A 16,322-nucleotide genomic window follows, 5' to 3' on the forward strand; every position below is an offset into this window, starting at 1 on the left:
GAGCCAATTCTCCTTCGTTAGGGGGATGCTCCATTGGGCAGTTACATCCAAGAGTGTCCTACTGTTTAAATATCTGCCACATTGCATTCGTATACAGCAAGGTAGCGCCAATAAATACAATAGGTAGGCCAATCAGGCTTAACTCAGTGAATGTCAACCAGTCAAAAAGGTAAGCCGGGGTTCCACAAAGCGCATTCGCCTCAAAAAGAGCCGGTAACAAGGTATCGAGAGGTAACCAAGCCGGGAATGGTGAGCTTAAACTGCAAGTACTGAAGAGTAAACGTCCACTTTCTATTAAATAATTATCATATGAATGGTAAAACGCCAATCCCAATCCAGCCGCAGCTAAAAAATAAACTACACAAAGTCGAGTTAACTCCACAGGTCTAGATAGTTTTCCTTCATTGCTAGTCACTATTGCAACCACGGCCGAAAGTGCGACTAAAAGAAGATACGCTCTTACCATGACGCAGTTGGCACATGGTTCATCTCCAAGGCCGTATTGTACGTATAAGCCAAATCCTTCCATAAACAAAAAGATTCCAAAGATAAAGTAACCAAAGCTCGGTTGATTTAACCAGTCTTTCAGTTTTGAATTCATGTTTTGTTTATTGTTCATACAACATTGTTCTCTAAAGAGTTTTTCAATTCTTTTTTAAGGAAAATAACCTTTTTCATTGCCTCAAGCAACTCGACACCTGAGTTTCTTTAGAGAACCAATTTTGGGGATGAATCCCATAATGTTGTGGTTATAACTCGCTCGATGCGCCAAACTCACTTTTGTCCAAAAGCTTGTTAGGACTCAGTAAGGAGCTAAGCCGCAGAGCGTTTAGGTACTTGGGCCTAATCTGGTACTTCAATAAGAGCCTCATTATATCGGTACTGGTATGTGGAGTTTCCGCTTCACCACCTTGAACCTTGCTTATGTATTGCTGCTGGCTTTGCTCAAAATAAAGCGTTTGCTCACCCAAATTATCCGAAGATGAAGCTATGCTAATTGTTTTTACGGTGGGGAATGGCTGGTGTTACGTTTGTTTTTTATCTTGCTCGGTTTGCTGTGGAATCAGGGCTTATATTCTGCTGAAGCGCAACACTGGTATCGCTCGGCCAGTTTTTATCATATTTGGCTTAAGTCTTTTGCTGCCTCTCATCAACAGCATGAGGTTGGTGACATTCAGGGCATTATTCAGCGCTTCGACTACTTAAATGATGGCCAGGCCAATGCGGGGAAGGATCTGGAAATAGATGCCATTTTGCTTTCGCCTTTTTACCTTAGTGCGCGAAGTTCTGAAGATCCCTTAGATAATATTCATGGCTATGACGTGGTGGATTATTACCAAGTTAATCCAGTGTTTGGTGATAAGGCTGATCTTAAGCAGCTGATAGACTTGGCCCATAGCCGCGGGGTAAAAGTGCTGTTTGATTTTGTCCCGGCTTACACCTCGATAAAACATCCTTGGTTTATTAACTCTGCTAATGGCGGCGACAAGCGCGATTGGTATGTGTGGGACAAGCAGCCCTCTTCTCAGTGGCAAGCCGCATGGGGGGGAGGCAGTTGGCAAGATGTTTGGAAAGCCCATGGCAATAGCTATTTTTATAGTTATTTTCAAAGCAGCGAGATTGCCGATTTAAACTTGCATAACCCTCAAGTGCGCCAAGCTCTGGAGGAAGTATTAAAATACTGGTTCGATTTCGGTTTTGATGGTGCCAGAATAGACGGCGCTCCCTATTTAATTGAAGACGGCCCAGGCAAACAGGCTGACCGGCCTGAAACCTTCCAAATATTGCGCGAGTATCGAGCCATTGCCGACAGCTATGAGCAAGGCAAAGTGCTAATCGCCGAAACGTGGCGACCTTCTGAACTTGTGTCGAAGTACTTTGGTAATGGCCACAATCAAATTCATATGGGCTTTGATTTTGACTTTGCTTGGCAAATTCCAGGTGCGATTAAACGCGGTAATGATCAAGGTTTGCGCAACTTGCATCAGCAGCAAACCCAAGATTATCCGTCTGGTTACCAAACGGCGGCATTTTTAAGTAACCACGACAGTTACCTTTCTAGACCAATGACAGTATATGTGGGCAATGCGAATCAAGCGTTGCAAGCTGCGACTTTACAGTTACTGAGTAGCGCTACGCCGTTCATTTTTTATGGTAATGAACTAGGTATGTTGGGAGAACATCAACCCGATGCTCAGCTGCGTGGTTTGTTTAACTGGCAAGATGTAGAGCGGCAGTTAGCCTTGCCAAACTCATTGTTAAATCAATATCGACACCTACTAAAGATACGCCGCGAGCACTCCTATATTAGTGAGGCTTCGTTGCACTTTGTAGATACCCATAGCGACAAGGTGTTTGCCTATGCCTTAGCAACCCAGCAGCAGGCGCTGGTGGTGCTTATTAATACCAATAAAGCCCCCAGTCGAGCGCAGCTTAATATGGCGCAAGTAAGCGCTTTAAGTTCTCATCAAGATTATCGCTTATCGCCTGTTTTAGGAGAGCCAGTGCAAAAACGCCGAGAGGCTTTGGCTGGTGTGGCTAGCTATCAACTGGAACAACTACCAGCAGAGAGTGTAACGGTGCTGTATCTAGGAGAGCAGCAAGCAAGCTTGGTGGCAAGCTATCCAGATAAGGTCGTTGCACCTACCAAGGCGCTAGTGCCAAGCGCCATTGCCTTAAACAGTTTGTATTTGCGTGGGGATATGAATGGCTGGGATGGCAGTTTACCAATGGCTTTAAGTGAAAACGGCCTGTGGCAAGTTAAGTTAAAGCTGCAAAAAGGCCGTTACCAATATAAGTTTGAAGTGAATGGCCAGCCTTTGTGGGGGCGCAACTGGGGAGATAATAGCCGTAACGGTATTGGCGATATTGATGGCGAAAATATCCGTTTAAGGGCGGCTAGTGGTGGCTGTTATTTATTTAGTTTTAACCCGCAAAATCGTCAACATCAGGTGCAACAACAAGAGAGCTGTGATTAGCGCCTAATTAGCTTGAGCAGCTAAGTTAGCGCTCAAGCTTATCGAGCCTAGTTAAGTTTAAGTTGTTGTAAAACTTGGCTAAGCGGGGTGCTTTGATAGCTTTTTTGCAAGGCTTGGCGCATTTTACTGCCATCTAAAATAACCGGTTGCTGCCAGAGATACCGCATCTTCAATACTTCTTTTAGCATCGGCACAAAAGGCGCAATTATCGAAAACCCCCACCATGCGAGGTTTGTGCTTTTTATATTAGTGCCATTACTAGCAAAGGCTTGTTGCCAGTCTTTTCGGCTGAGTGATAGGCCTGAGTCGTGCCATACTTCAAAGTCTACTTGGCTTTGTTCTAGCAGCTGGACAGTATTGGCGCATAAGTCGGGTAAGTAAGACCAAAAGTGAACATGTTCTTGGTTGTGAGGAAAGGCAACTTGGTAGCGATCTTTTTTATGTTTAACCATGGTGCTTATCCAGCTTAGATGGGTGTGTGGACCAATAAAATCACCGGCTCGAACAATGGTAACTTTTGCGCCATTCTCACTGGCTTGTTTCAAACGTTGCTCCATTTTTACCCGTATTTGTCCTTTCTCACTGGGCGGGTGCATTGTTTGATTTTCGTCAATCAAACTGGCTTGTGGATTAAAGTTGTACACGTTACCGGGAAATAAAACGCGTAAGCCAAGTTGCTCCGCCACTTGTAAGCAAGGTTCTAACAGTGGCAAGGCTTGGCGTTGCCAGCGGTGGTAAGGCGGATTTAAAGCGTAAACGATTAAATCTACGCCCTGAGCAGCGGCCATTACTTGTTGTTGCTTAAGTGCATCGCCCACAATCAGTTTCGCCTCTACGAATGAGGGGACTTTATTCGGATCTCTAACTAGCGCTTTAATCGACCAGCCAGCCTTGCTTAAAGCTAAAGCCATCTCTAAGCCAAAGTTGCCATTTATACCCAGTATTAGTGCTGTTTTCATGATGCCTGTTTCCTTTGTTTGTCTTGATAATAAAATTGTACAATTCATAATCAGATAGTGAATGGCATAAATATGCTAATGGGTATGCATATATGAATAGCAATAACTGGCAATGGTGGCAGTATTTCCTTGGTATTGCTCAGCAGGGAAGTTTGAGTAAGGCTGCACAACTACTCGGGGTATCGCAGCCCACTTTAAGCCGGCAGTTACAGGCAATGGAGCAGCAACTTGGCCAGCCCTTATTCGACCGTAGTACTCAGGGCTTAAGCCTTACTTTGTTTGGTCAAAGCATGTTGGAAGAGTGTCAGAACATGCAAAGTAGTGCCCAGCGGCTGCAGCGCTTAGCTGCGGGTCAAACCCAAACCTTAACTGGCAGAGTGCGCCTAGCTGCTAACGAACTAGTGGCTTTGTATTATCTGCCTCAAATAATGCCTCGTTTTATGGAAACCTACTCAGAGGTTTCCTTAGAAATTGAAGTGAGCAACAGCGCCAGCAACCTAGATAAACGTGATGCGGATGTGGCGATTAGAATGTTTCCGCCTACGCAGTTAGATTTGTTATGCCGCAAAGTATCTGATATCCCGTTAGGTTTTTACGCCAGTTCAGAATATTTAGCGAAACACGGTGTGCCAAAGGATCAAACTAGTTTGTTTAGCCATAGGGTGCTGGGTTATGACCGCGATCCGCAGTTTGAAGTGGGGGCGCGCCAGTTAGGCATGAACATCAAAAACGAACAATTTTTGTTGCGAACCGACTTTTTGCCTCTGCAGTTTGAGCTGGCCAAGCAACATGCAGGCATAACGGTTACCCACAAATGCTTGGCAGAAGCTGCCGGTTTAATCGAGATTGAATTGGGCTTCGAACTACCTGCTTTACCGGTGTATTTGGTGTGTCATCGGGATGTTCAGCACAACAAAAAAATCCGTGTATTGATGGATTATTTAGCTGAGTACTTAGTGGCTTGTTGCTAGCGATTGTTGTTAAGGGCTAGAGCCAGCGTTGGTTTATTGTAGTGTTAAGTAGCTAAGGTAACAAAAAGCCCGCTAAGTAGCGGGCTTTATTTAACTAGAAGGCGCTTAGCTTAGTTTTGCAGGTTGCCATCGGTATCGTAGAACATTTGGGTGCTGTAGCTTTCTAGTGGCAGTTTGTCGATGGTTCCATTACGTTCTACGTAATCAACAAATGATTGCGCGTAGTCTAAGAAGCTATCTTCAAATTTACTCTCATCTGCAGAGATGTCGGCAAAGCTAAAGTATCCATCGCGGCCGCCAGCAATGTAGTTGTTGGTTACCACTGTGAAGCTGTCACTATCGGCCAAGGCTATCCAATCGGTGGTGCCTTTTGCTTTTACTTCTACGTCGTATAAACGAGAGCCCGCAGCTTGCGACATATCCACCTTGTAACGTAAACCAGCAGCGTAAGGGTAAGCGCCAGTAGAGCCTTCTGGATCTAGCGAGTAATCTACTGCTTCATTAAGTACCGTTTTGATTTCTGCCCCAGTCATTTCCAAGTAAACCAAGGTATTAGCGAAAGGCAGTAAGGTGTAGGCATCGCCAATGGTGTAATCGCCTTGTGGTACGTCGTTACGTACGCCGCCGGCATTTTGAATGGCTACGTCGCCACGTATGGCTTGCTCCAAAAAGGCTTGAGCTACAAGGTTTGAAATATCTGAACCATTAGCGCTGGTGGCCGATACATCACACAAGGTGCTACGGCCTTGGCCTGGGATGCGCTCAAAGCATAGGTTTTGTGCCACGTCGCCTACTACTGATTGTTTTAGCACGTCCACTTCTTCGGCATAAACAGCTAGTAAATCTGTAGCATTAGCGTCGGCTGTAACAATCGATAAGTTAGGGTTGGCGGCTACCGCGTCGGTAACTGCAGTGCGAGTTGCACCGGTAAGCTCAACGCGGTCACCATTAGCGTCTTTGCGCATAAAGCTGTCTGCTAGCAATAGGTGAGGGGTACCTGCACAGCTTTCTAGCTTGCCGTTGCCATCGAAGGTAACAGCTAAATCACCCACTACCGCTGAGTATTGCCAAGCTTGGGCAACACACACTGGGTCGCCGTCTAAGTTGCTTACCATGGTTGGGTAATCGCCTGCACTGTTTAGGCCTAGATCTTCAAAGTCACCTAATAGGGTGTGTGAGTCGCCACCGATGATCACATCTACGTCAGTAAGTTTTGCGGCTAGCTCTAGGTCGTTTTTGTACTGATAGTGAGTTAACAAAATGATGTTGTTAACACCTTTTTCTTTTAGCTCGTCGATGTACATTTGCGCCGTGCTGGTTTCATCATGAAACTGAGTGGTGGCATCCGGGCTTGAAGAGTTTTTAGTTTTAGTGGCAATGTCGATGCCGATTATACCTACCTTGGCATCGCCAAATGACTTAATCATGTATGGCTGGAAGTAATCCCAACGGGTAGTTGGTGCAAGCGGCGATACACCAACTTCAGGCTCTACGTTGGCAGCCAATACTTGGGTTTGGCAAGTTGGGCTATATAAAAACTCTAAGAAGGTTTTTAAGCCAGCATCGCCGCCATCAAATTCGTGATTACCTAAAGCGAAAGCGTCAAAACACACTTCGTTCATTAAGGCTGCATCGGCTTCGCCTTTAAATAGGGTGTAGTAAAGATCGCCGGTAATTGCGTCACCCGCGTGCAGTTTTAATACATTGTCTTTACTTGCGGCTAGTTCATTGATTTTCGCTACAACTTTTGGAAAACCGCCTACCGAAACTCGAGTTGCTTCGCCCGCTAGGTTTAAGTCTATACCGCTATCAGCTTGTAAATGAGAGTGGTGATCGTTGATATGCAGTACGTTAATGCTAAGTGGCTGAGGGCTTGGGGTACTGTCGTTGTCATTACAGGCAACTAAAGCAACACTAAGGGGAAGAAGGGCTAACCATTCCTTGCGAAAATTCATCTTTACTAACTCCGTTTAGATAGAAAACTCTAAACACTAGAGAGTTTAGATGAACCATAGATGAACTATTTTTGTTAGTTTTATGTCGGTGGCTAAACTGGCCAGTCAACCATGTTGGTATGGTCGCTTGGTAAGCTGCCAAGCTCACCCTGCCAACGTTTAATAAATTGCTTATTTGGGTCAAACATTTTGCTTTGTTTATCGATGTCGAAGTGGCGACCACCACGTGGGTCTGCACCTACTCCTGCAATGTATTGCCAATTCCCCCAATTGCTAGCTACATCGTAATCAATCAAGCGTTGTTCAAAGTAGGCCGCGCCATAGCGCCAGTCTAATTGCAGTTCGTTTACTAGGCAGCTAGCGACAATTTGCCGTCCTCGATTCGACATCCATCCACTGCTGTTTAGTTGATGCATTAGCGCATTTACCAAAGGGTAGGCCGTATTGCCCTCGCACCATTGCTTAAAGCGCTGGGCGTAAAAACTGGTATGTAAGGTTTTACCGTTAACCCCAGAAAAACTAAACAGCTTGCTGCCATGCGCACGGGCATACCAATAAAAGTACTCGCGCCAAAGCAGTTCAAAGTAAATCCAATAGCTAGATTCATTAGCGCCGTGCTTTGCCTCGTAATTACGTAAAGCCTGTAAAACTTGCCTAGGGCTAGCAGCGCCATGGGCGAGAAACGGCGAAAAGCCAGTTGAGAATAGCTCGCCGCTTAGGGCGTTACGGGTTTGTTTGTAGTGGCTTGCAGCAGTGGTTGAAAAGTAATGCTCAAGATGATTACAAGCCGCTTGCTCACCTGCTTGAAAATCGCTTGAATGATGTTCTGGCTGTTTAATTAGCGGTGCAGGGCTCAAGTTACTTGGCACTTTAGGTAGCTGCCGTAAGGTGGCTAAGGGCTCTGCTATCGCAAGCTCTTCTACTTGCTTACGAAAGGGCGTGAAGCTTGTAGGTAAGTTGCTTAAATCAAAAGGTAATTGCTGTTGCTCAAATAAACTGTTGCTGCTGGCAGAGTGAAAGCGGATCTGCGGATAGGCAAGCTGCAGGGCGAGCCATTGCTTGGCTTCGTCACTGCCTGGATGCACACTTCTGCCAATATCGGTGATGCGATAGTGTTGAATGTAAAGGGCGACTTGCTGCTCAAAACGACTATGTTCGACAAACAGCTGTTGGCCAAGTTGATTTAAGCTAAGGTTGAGTTCACTTAAGGTCTGGTTTAAGTAGGCCTGTTTGGCCAAGCTTATCTTGGTTTGGCTGAAGTGTTGCACAAAGGGGCTAGTGGTTTGGTTTATGTAAACGCAAATGAGCTGGTCAACTTGCCCCGCGAGTTGTTTAAGTGCAGTGTTGTCTTGCACTCTACAATCGTTATCGAAAATAAACAGCCCTAGTCGCATTTTTGCTTTCCAATATTGGTGGCGAATAAATTAGTTTACGTATCTGCTTGTTATTCAGTTTAATCTGGCGAGTGTTTGGCTGCTTAGTTTTTCTTTTACCATAGGAAATTACCATGATCCCTTTGAATACTTCGATAGTGGCTGGCGTGGCTTTGTCGCAAATCGACGGTGAAACCAAAATGTTGCTTATGAAGCGAACCAAGGGCAATTATTGGTGCCATGTAGCGGGGCATGTTGAAGGGGATGAAAAAGCCTGGCAGGCGATAATTCGAGAGTTTAACGAAGAAACCCAAATTGAGGTGAAACAGCTATATAACGGCCAAATTCTTGAGCAGTTTTTTGAAGCTAATGTAAACGTGATGCAAATTATTCCGGTATTTGTGGTGTTTTGCCCGGCTGAGCAGGCGGTAGTGTTGAACCATGAGCATAGTGAATTTCGCTGGTGTAGCTTGCAAGAAGCCTGTAACTTGGTGCCTTTTCCAAATCAGCGAGAAGTGTATCAACAGGTTTGGCAGAACTTTGTTTTAAACAAACCCCACCCTTTGTTTGAGGTAGATATAAGCTCACTTAGTTAGCGGATAAACCTGGTGCGGCAAGTACTGTTAATGATAATTCTTTGATTAATTATCTCTGCAGGTGTTAGTCTAAGTGCATGTTATTTATGGATTTGTACTATCTATTTAGTGTGCATTTAGTGCAATTATAACTTGTTATGAAGATACTACAAATTTAGTGGTTTTCCGTTCAAATGAGCGTAAAGCATGGTTTTAATTAAGCTTTAGCGAATTGAGCTGTTGAGTTTTTTGGCGATGTTCGCTTCCTCATCTTATAGGTTTGTAGATGTATTTCTCTAAAGTATTACCTTTGTCTTGGTTGTTGTTACTTGCACTTAGTGGCTGCGGAGGCTCAAGCGATTCGCCAGAACCTCAGTCGGATGAAGAGGTGAATCCGGTCAACCCAGTTGAGCCAACAGAACCGGAGCCCAATGAGCCGGTTGATCCAAATCCTGGTGAACCGGTAGATAATTCATTACAAGCCAGTATGCTACGCTTAGTTAATGAAGCTCGCGGTGAAGGCCGTAATTGTGGCAGTACATTTTACCCAGCCGTTGCGCCTTTAAGCTCAAACCTGTCTTTGCAATTGGCTGCTGAAGAACACTCTAACAATATGGCTAACTATGACTTCTTTTCTCACACGGGCTTAGATGGCTCAAGCTCTGCTACTCGAGCTAGTGCTCAGGGTTACAGTTGGTCTTATGTGGGAGAAAACATCGCCGCTGGGCAGCGCTCGGTAGAAGCCGCAATGAGTGGTTGGCTTCAAAGCAGTGGCCATTGCGCCAATATTATGAATGCGAACTACACCGAGTTAGGCGCCGCAAAGGCCGAAAATGCCAGCAGCAGTTATGGCATTTATTGGACTCAAGTTTTTGGCGCGCAACGTTAGCTTATTAAGCGAACTTACTAATTGATTTAACCAAACCCAGGGCAGCGGCTCTGGGTTTACGTTTATCTGGCGCGGATCTTGGCTATTTCCTTTTCATCAATGCATAACCCAGCGCCGATGTATTGAAGTTAACCCCCATGTTATCGAAGTTCTTAAACAGGTTTACTCGAACAAAATTTTAGCGGCCAAAGATCAACGGACCTTCGTTAACCATAAAGCAATTGGCGATTTTTGTTGATGGGTTCAAAACACTATGGCCTTGTTTTGTTATTCTGCAATTTTGAGGGGAGTGAGTTTGATGGCAACAACACTGGCTTTTGATGTTTATGGCACCCTTATCGACACCCAAGGTGTTCTAAATAAACTGCGCGAATATATGGGCGAGCAGGCCGCGCCTTTTTCACAAGCTTGGCGAGATAAGCAATTAGAGTACTCGTTTCGCCGAGGCTTAATGCAAAACTACCAAAACTTCGCCTTGTGTACCACGCAAGCCTTAGACTACTGCTGCCAAGTGTTTCGGGTGCCACTCACTGAGCAACAAAAGCAGAGCTTGTTGGCTATTTACAAAGTATTGCCCGCTCATCCAGATGCAAAACAAGCTTTAGCAGGCTTACAACAAGCGGGTTTTAGGCTTTATGCTTTTTCTAACGGTCAGCAGGCTGCAGTTGAACTGTTACTAGAAACTGCTGAGATCCGGCCATTTTTTAGTGCAGTGGTGAGTGTTGATGAGGTAAAAAGTTTCAAACCTGATCCAGCGGTTTACCAGCATTTTCTTAATAAAACTCAAAGCCAAGCCAAGAACACTTGGTTGGTTTCTTCTAATCCCTTTGATGTTACTGGTGCGGTTTCGGTAGGTTGGCAGGCTGCATGGGTACAACGGTCGCCAACTGTGGTGTTCGACCCCTGGGAACTAGCACCCACCGTTACTATCACCTCCTTATTAGACTTAGCGGAGGCCTTGCCGGGTTAAGCGGGCTGCTTCATTTTGAGCTCGCGCTAAGTTTACGGTGTAGCATATTGCTACAGTGCTGCACGTAGACAGGTATTCATTTCAAGCTGAAAGGTAGTTGTAATATGGTGCAAGTAGATAAAAAACATTCGCAACAAATTTACTATTTTGATGACGCTACTTTTGCAGAGCAAACCCAATGCCAAGAAGTGATTTACGACTACAACCATAGTCGGCCTTCCGAAATAGAAAGACGTGCTAAGTTGCTTAAACAGATTTTTGCTGAAGTGGGCGAAGATTGCATGATAGAGCCGCCATTGCAGGCCAACTGGGGAAAGCATACTCACTTAGGTAATAAGGTTTACGCTAACTTTAATCTCACCCTCGTGGACGATACGCATATCTACATTGGTGACTACACCATGATTGGCCCGAATGTCACCTTGGCAACAGCCGGTCACCCAATAAACCCTAAACCTCGCCAGCAAGCAGCTCAGTTTAACGTGCCTATTACTATTGGGCGTAATGTATGGATTGGTGCTAATTCGGTGGTATTACCAGGCATTACCATAGGTGAAAACAGCGTTATAGGGGCGGGCAGTGTGGTGACCAAAGATATTCCCGCTAACGTGGTGGCAGTGGGTAACCCCTGTAAAGTATTACGTGAAATTAGTGAGCGCGATAAGCAGTTTTATTACAAAAACTTAGCGTTTGAATAAGTGAGTTTGTCCGCTACTAGGCTTACTGGAGTTCTTAACTAAAGCACGCCACAGCGTTTTTTTCATTGGTCTGCGCCCTATTCGAAGACAGTTATTGTTCTAATAAGTAGCTTTCCTCTTTTGTTTGCACCTACTAAGTTGACGTAAAGCGAATCTTTCCTACCTTTACAGTAACTACCGAGTAAAAAATCATTAACTCTACATTAGCTAGAGCGGTTGCCTCTCTAGGTATTTGCTGCTGTTTGGGTTGTTAGCATTTTAGGCTGAGCGCGACGCTCATTAAGCGACACAATATTAAGGACTAACTATGAAAAGGATTTTGGCTACTTTGGCGTTAATACTTGGTTTAGGCTTTATGTCTTTAGCTTACGCCAAGTCAGATAAACCTAATATTTTTGTTATTTTTACCGACGATGTAGGAATCTCAAATTTAAGTGCCTACCACCGCGGCGTAATGAGCAGTGAAACGCCGAATATTGATAGTATTGCCGAAAAAGGCATGTTGCTCACCGATTACTATGCTCAACCTTCTTGTACTGCTGGGCGCTCAGCCTTTCTTACCGGGCAGTTTCCTGTGCGCACTGGTTTACATTCGGTGGGTTTACCTGGTGGGCCGGTTGGGTTAAATCCAGATACTCCTACGCTGCCAGAGCTGCTAAAAACCATGGGCTATCGCACCGGGCAATTTGGCAAAAATCATTTGGGTGATCGTGATGAGTTTTTGCCTACCATGCACGGTTTTGATGAGTACTGGGGCTGGTTGTATCACCTTAATGCGATGGAATATACCGAAGATCCAGATTGGCCAAAAGATCCTGCTTTTGAGCAGTTTGCTCCGCGCAATGTTATTTACGCTAAGTCAGACGGGAAAGGTAATCAAACCATAGAAGATGATGGCCCGTTAACTAAAAAGCGTATGCAGACTCTCGACGATGAAGTAAACAAACATGCCATTGATTTTATTGAGCGAGCTGTGAAAGCAGATGAACCATTTTTTACTTGGTACTGCCCGTCACGAGGTCATGTTTGGACACACCTTTCACCAGAATATGAAGCAATGCTGGGTCAAAATGGCTGGGGCTTGCAAGAAGTAGTGATGAAAGACTTAGACGATCACGTTGGTGAAATGCTCGCAAAACTCGAAGAACTAGGCGTTGCTGATAATACCATTGTGATGTTTACCGCCGATAATGGTCCAGAAATTATGACTTGGCCCGATGGTGGAATGACCCCTTACCATGGGGAAAAAGGCACCACTTGGGAGGGGGGAGTGAGAGCGCCGCTATTGGTGAGTTGGCCTGGCAAGATTCCAGCGGGCAAAGTCCATAATGGTATGTTTGATGGAATGGATTGGTTACCTACATTGGTTAGCGCAGCTGGTGGGCCAGAGGATTTAAAACAGCAGATGCTAGAGGGCTTTAAGGGCTTCAAAGCCCATTTAGACGGTTACAATCAGTTGGATATGTTAATGGAGAACAAACCGTCGAATCGCGAACATATCATCTACTATGAACGAGACAAGTTACAGGCTGTGAGGGTAGGTGATTGGAAAGCACACTTCGTTGTGCAAAACCAAGGCTGGAGTGGACCAAAAGAAGAGCTAAACGCGCCTCTGTTATTTAACCTACGTCGTGACCCTTATGAGCGAGCCGCCGAAGAGTCAGGAATGTATATTAAGTGGATGGGTGAAAAAATGTGGGCATTTGGTCCAGCTCAAGCGGCGGTGCAGAAGCATCTAGCGAGTTTTGAGAAGTGGCCAGTGGTGACGGCCAACGACGCCGCCAATGTTGGTGGTGTTGGCAACTAAAGTTTTCCTTATCTGTAAGCGACAAAGCCAGCACTATGCTGGCTTTGTCGTTTATAAGTATTGGTCTATTGGCAGATATCTCCCGTTAATACAGGTACTTCTGAGCTTCCATTGCTACTGCCTTGGAAACCAAAACTCACAGTCTCGCCAGGTTCTACTTTGGCATTCCAAGCTGCGTTGCTTACTGTGTAAGGACCGTCGCCAGAAAGCTCGCCATTCCAAAGTTGGGTAATGCTACTGCCATCGCTATAGGCCCAAGTTACTTGCCAACCGTTAATCGCTTGCTCACCAGTGTTGATGATGCGAACTTCTGCGTTAAAGCCTGATCCCCATTGGTCAACAATTACGTACTCACAACCTGCTTGGCTTGGCGGTAGTGCAGTAATTACCAGTTCTTGGTTACTGCTGGTTTCTAACAAGCCATCTGACACAGAGAGTACAACCGCGTAGCTACCGGCCGCTTCATAGTCGTGACTAGCAGTAACGCCAGTGGCTGTATAACCATCACCAAAGTCCCATTGATAACTAAGGGTATCGTTTTCCGCATCGCTAGAGCTGCTAGCGTCGAAGCTGGCAGTTAAGCCTTGGCTGCTTGCATCAAAACTGGCTATAGGCGCGGTGTTAGCGGTGGACTTAACGTCAATACTCACTAGCGCTGGGGTGGATTCTAGTGCTTCGTTGTCGGTTACGCTAAAGCTAAAGTTGTCGGTGCCAACAAAACCCGCTGTTGGGGTGTAGCTTAAAGCGGGGGGCGTACCGCTTAAAGTACCATTGATTGGCTGACTAAGTATTTGATAGCTCGTAATTTCTCCACCGGTATCGCTGCCACTTAAGGTTATGCTAACGGGCGTATCTTGGGGAGTGGAAACTTGTTGCGGAGTGGCTATTGGCGTTCCCAACGTATCTTCGGAGTAAGCTAAATCAATACAGCCATGGAAGCGCTCATAGGTCCAAGAGTTGCGGCCCCATTCGCCATAGATCACTTGGTGACCACTGCGTTCAGGCAGGGTACAGGTGGTGGTAAAGGTCACCGCCTCTTTATTCGCCACTACCGCAGGATTGGCATTAGGTTGGCTATCATCGTAGGGCAAAACACAGAAGGGCTCTGCCTCAAAATCATCCCATGTTAAAGCTTTGCTTGGGTCAAATACAAAGCCAGGTTTAGTTATCCAGTAATGAAATTCACGGGTATCAGAGAAGTGGTTTCCCCATTGAATGTTCCACGTTATGTCTAAAGGACCTGCTTGAGCAGCTTGCCCTGGCCAGCTTGTGGCTACATCCCATGGTGTTGCTCCACCCTGCCATGTTTCGCTGTCAAAACCACATACATTGCTGGGCAGCGGCGAAACCACTGCGCGGCCTTCGGTATGGGTGAGTACACTCATAAACTTATAGCCACCTTGTGGGTCATTTTCAAAAGCGTCAATACAATGCGCGCTGCTAGCTTGATCAGGTTTTTCTGTTAAGCCACACAGCGCATTTCGTGATGGTGGATCTACGATTAAACCATGCGCAAATGCTTGGCTAGTTCCTAGTAGACATAATGAAAATATTAGCTTGTTAGTCATGTTATTCCCTTTTGTTGTGAGTGGAATGAACACCAGCTTGAAGCCAGCGCGCAACCTACTGTTACCAAGGCTGTTTGTTATAGTTTTCAACCTTGGTAAAGCTCAAATAACTACGACTACTCACTTCCGTAATGATTATTGAGTTAATTAAGGAACGTAGTTGAGCTTATTGCGCGATTCCAGAAATCTGCTGAAGCAAAACTTTGGTGAGTTTCATTGGTAATTGATTATGTTGTCACTAATCACATTTTGTTGGTAAAAGAATCAATAAAAGAGGGGTAAGGCTGGAATGTTTGCTGCTGGTATTGGTTTGAGTGCTGGGATAAATCACATTTAGCAAATAAATTTTGAATGATATTTAAGCAGGTATAAAAGGCTACAGCTGATGCCGTATTGGGTATTCACTGTTATTTAAGCATTAGAATACCGTTGTTGAGTTGGGCATTTATATTGTGTTCTTGTTTGATTTTTTGGCGCCACTTTATGGCTATTTGCTGCAGCTCCCCCTCCGCTTGCATGTCCTTAAAAGCCTGTTGCCATTGCTCTGCGTTGTTAAACTGCTTAGATATCGCAATATACACAGCTTGCTGTTTGAGCTCTCTAAGTAAAGTAAAGCTACTTGGGTCTATGCCAAGTTCACAGGCAACAATCTGTAAACCGGCACTCTCATAAGCAATAGTGCTAATTCGTTTTCTCGCTAACAATTGGATGTTTAGCTTATGGCTACTGTTTACCGATAAGTTGCTTAAGCCTTGCTGGGCAAGCCATTCGTGGCGAATATCACCGTTAGCCACGCCAATAGTTGAGTAATCGGCTAGCTTTTCATAGGTGTTTGGATTGCTTTTTAAGCCATACAAACCCCATGTTTTAATAAGAACCGGTCCAATCCAATTGAGCTTTTGATCGCGCTCAGTGTTACGGCTAAAGGAAAACACCATGGTGTTGTGGTTATGGTAAGCGGTTTTTAATGCTCGCGCTTCAGGTACGATTTCTAGCTTGGCGTTAATGTTTAAACGTTTCGCTAGAGAATAAACAATATCAACCACATAGCCTTGAATCTGGCCATCTTCATCTAAGTAGCTGGCAGGTGGTTCATTTACGGTAATAAACCTAATCGGCGAGCTCGAAGCTACCGCCTGACTAAGGGTAAAGTGAACAACAATTAGCGCAAATACCAGCGATTTTAACATAGAGTGAACAGAGTGCTTGAATGGACTAAGTGTAGTTCAAACTCTTGATGTTAAAGTTTCTAAATCAGTTATTGGCAGTTTGTTCGTCGGCACAGCATTCGTCTTGTAAAAAACTAATTACTGTTTGCAGGCATTCAAATTCTGCCACGCAATAAAGTGTTCGTCCTTCCCTGCGCTGGCTAAGCAAGCCTGCAGATACCAAGCTGGATATGTGATGCGACAAGGTTGAGCCAGGAATGGCCAGCTTTTCTTGTAATCCGCCTACTGCGATACCGCTGTAGCCCGCCCTTACAACACTACGGTAAATGCTTAGGCGAGTAGGGTGGCCCAGTTCTTTTAGGGCTTTAGCGATGTTTTCAGTATTCATAGGGGGTTCTCTTTAAACATAT

At 45.2% G+C, this 16,322-nt stretch carries 14 protein-coding genes; 7 read left to right on the forward strand and 7 right to left on the reverse strand.

What is annotated here, in order from left to right:
* Positions 1–58: 58 nt before the first annotated feature.
* Positions 59–619 (reverse strand): disulfide bond formation protein B, encoded by a 561-nt coding sequence (locus LQZ07_RS06235; RefSeq protein WP_152780263.1) that lies wholly within the window; start codon positions 617–619, stop codon positions 59–61.
* 403 nt (positions 620–1,022) lie between these two features.
* Between LQZ07_RS06235 and LQZ07_RS06240 the strand changes: the two genes are divergently transcribed.
* The gene (locus tag LQZ07_RS06240) at positions 1,023–2,978 is read left to right on the forward strand and encodes an alpha-amylase family glycosyl hydrolase (protein ID WP_152780261.1); all 1,956 of its coding nucleotides are present in this window, start codon (positions 1,023–1,025) and stop codon (positions 2,976–2,978) included.
* A gap of 47 nt (positions 2,979–3,025) precedes the next feature.
* Here the strand turns inward: LQZ07_RS06240 and LQZ07_RS06245 are convergent, their stop codons facing one another.
* Positions 3,026–3,937: an NAD(P)H-binding protein gene (locus tag LQZ07_RS06245; RefSeq protein ID WP_152780259.1), complete on the reverse strand. Its 912-nt coding sequence runs from the start codon at positions 3,935–3,937 to the stop codon at positions 3,026–3,028.
* 92 nt (positions 3,938–4,029) lie between these two features.
* Here LQZ07_RS06245 and LQZ07_RS06250 point away from each other — a divergent pair, with 92 nt between their 5' ends.
* Positions 4,030–4,908 carry a LysR family transcriptional regulator gene (locus tag LQZ07_RS06250; protein ID WP_152780257.1) on the forward strand — a complete coding sequence of 293 codons (879 nt, stop codon included), beginning with the start codon at positions 4,030–4,032 and terminating at the stop codon, positions 4,906–4,908.
* 110 nt (positions 4,909–5,018) lie between these two features.
* On the opposite strand, the gene nadN is transcribed toward LQZ07_RS06250, so the two are convergent.
* The gene (gene nadN, locus LQZ07_RS06255; protein ID WP_152780256.1) at positions 5,019–6,863 is read right to left on the reverse strand and encodes an NAD nucleotidase; all 1,845 of its coding nucleotides are present in this window, start codon (positions 6,861–6,863) and stop codon (positions 5,019–5,021) included.
* A 92-nt stretch (positions 6,864–6,955) separates the two neighbouring features.
* The gene (locus LQZ07_RS06260; protein ID WP_152780254.1) at positions 6,956–8,257 is read right to left on the reverse strand and encodes a DASH family cryptochrome; all 1,302 of its coding nucleotides are present in this window, start codon (positions 8,255–8,257) and stop codon (positions 6,956–6,958) included.
* A 113-nt stretch (positions 8,258–8,370) separates the two neighbouring features.
* Here LQZ07_RS06260 and LQZ07_RS06265 point away from each other — a divergent pair, with 113 nt between their 5' ends.
* From LQZ07_RS06265 to LQZ07_RS06285, 5 genes are all read left to right on the forward strand, one after another.
* Positions 8,371–8,832 (forward strand): NUDIX pyrophosphatase, encoded by a 462-nt coding sequence (locus LQZ07_RS06265; protein WP_152780252.1) that lies wholly within the window; start codon positions 8,371–8,373, stop codon positions 8,830–8,832.
* 265 nt (positions 8,833–9,097) lie between these two features.
* The gene (locus tag LQZ07_RS06270; RefSeq protein ID WP_152780250.1) at positions 9,098–9,700 is read left to right on the forward strand and encodes a CAP domain-containing protein; all 603 of its coding nucleotides are present in this window, start codon (positions 9,098–9,100) and stop codon (positions 9,698–9,700) included.
* Between the two features lie 298 nt (positions 9,701–9,998).
* Positions 9,999–10,670 carry a haloacid dehalogenase type II gene (locus LQZ07_RS06275; RefSeq protein ID WP_152780248.1) on the forward strand — a complete coding sequence of 224 codons (672 nt, stop codon included), beginning with the start codon at positions 9,999–10,001 and terminating at the stop codon, positions 10,668–10,670.
* Between the two features lie 104 nt (positions 10,671–10,774).
* Positions 10,775–11,368 carry a sugar O-acetyltransferase gene (locus LQZ07_RS06280; RefSeq protein WP_152780246.1) on the forward strand — a complete coding sequence of 198 codons (594 nt, stop codon included), beginning with the start codon at positions 10,775–10,777 and terminating at the stop codon, positions 11,366–11,368.
* A 307-nt stretch (positions 11,369–11,675) separates the two neighbouring features.
* Positions 11,676–13,175 carry an arylsulfatase gene (locus tag LQZ07_RS06285; protein ID WP_152780244.1) on the forward strand — a complete coding sequence of 500 codons (1,500 nt, stop codon included), beginning with the start codon at positions 11,676–11,678 and terminating at the stop codon, positions 13,173–13,175.
* Between the two features lie 65 nt (positions 13,176–13,240).
* Here LQZ07_RS06285 and LQZ07_RS06290 read toward each other — a convergent pair whose 3' ends face one another.
* The 3 genes from LQZ07_RS06290 to LQZ07_RS06300 form a co-directional block, all read right to left on the reverse strand.
* Positions 13,241–14,743 (reverse strand): lytic polysaccharide monooxygenase, encoded by a 1,503-nt coding sequence (locus LQZ07_RS06290; protein ID WP_152780242.1) that lies wholly within the window; start codon positions 14,741–14,743, stop codon positions 13,241–13,243.
* 407 nt (positions 14,744–15,150) lie between these two features.
* Positions 15,151–15,933: an ABC transporter substrate-binding protein gene (locus tag LQZ07_RS06295; RefSeq protein ID WP_152780240.1), complete on the reverse strand. Its 783-nt coding sequence runs from the start codon at positions 15,931–15,933 to the stop codon at positions 15,151–15,153.
* Between the two features lie 64 nt (positions 15,934–15,997).
* Complete coding sequence (locus tag LQZ07_RS06300; RefSeq protein ID WP_152780238.1) at positions 15,998–16,300, reverse strand: helix-turn-helix transcriptional regulator; 303 nt, start codon at positions 16,298–16,300, stop codon at positions 15,998–16,000.
* Positions 16,301–16,322: the final 22 nt, after the last annotated feature.

The sequence above is a fragment of the Agarivorans sp. B2Z047 genome (assembly GCF_023373605.1).
GTDB lineage: Bacteria > Pseudomonadota > Gammaproteobacteria > Enterobacterales > Celerinatantimonadaceae > Agarivorans > Agarivorans albus.

What these genes read in the sequence shown, in the direction of transcription:
- LQZ07_RS06235 (WP_152780263.1), bottom strand. Translation starts at nt 619, where the DNA reads ATGAACAATAAACAAAACATGAATTCAAAACTGAAAGACTGGTTAAAT.
- LQZ07_RS06245 (WP_152780259.1), bottom strand. Translation starts at nt 3,937, where the DNA reads ATGAAAACAGCACTAATACTGGGTATAAATGGCAACTTTGGCTTAGAG.
- LQZ07_RS06250 (WP_152780257.1), top strand. Translation starts at nt 4,030, where the DNA reads ATGAATAGCAATAACTGGCAATGGTGGCAGTATTTCCTTGGTATTGCT.
- nadN (WP_152780256.1), bottom strand. Translation starts at nt 6,863, where the DNA reads ATGAATTTTCGCAAGGAATGGTTAGCCCTTCTTCCCCTTAGTGTTGCT.
- LQZ07_RS06260 (WP_152780254.1), bottom strand. Translation starts at nt 8,257, where the DNA reads ATGCGACTAGGGCTGTTTATTTTCGATAACGATTGTAGAGTGCAAGAC.
- LQZ07_RS06265 (WP_152780252.1), top strand. Translation starts at nt 8,371, where the DNA reads ATGATCCCTTTGAATACTTCGATAGTGGCTGGCGTGGCTTTGTCGCAA.
- LQZ07_RS06270 (WP_152780250.1), top strand. Translation starts at nt 9,098, where the DNA reads ATGTATTTCTCTAAAGTATTACCTTTGTCTTGGTTGTTGTTACTTGCA.
- LQZ07_RS06275 (WP_152780248.1), top strand. Translation starts at nt 9,999, where the DNA reads ATGGCAACAACACTGGCTTTTGATGTTTATGGCACCCTTATCGACACC.
- LQZ07_RS06280 (WP_152780246.1), top strand. Translation starts at nt 10,775, where the DNA reads ATGGTGCAAGTAGATAAAAAACATTCGCAACAAATTTACTATTTTGAT.
- LQZ07_RS06285 (WP_152780244.1), top strand. Translation starts at nt 11,676, where the DNA reads ATGAAAAGGATTTTGGCTACTTTGGCGTTAATACTTGGTTTAGGCTTT.
- LQZ07_RS06290 (WP_152780242.1), bottom strand. Translation starts at nt 14,743, where the DNA reads ATGACTAACAAGCTAATATTTTCATTATGTCTACTAGGAACTAGCCAA.
- LQZ07_RS06295 (WP_152780240.1), bottom strand. Translation starts at nt 15,933, where the DNA reads ATGTTAAAATCGCTGGTATTTGCGCTAATTGTTGTTCACTTTACCCTT.
- LQZ07_RS06300 (WP_152780238.1), bottom strand. Translation starts at nt 16,300, where the DNA reads ATGAATACTGAAAACATCGCTAAAGCCCTAAAAGAACTGGGCCACCCT.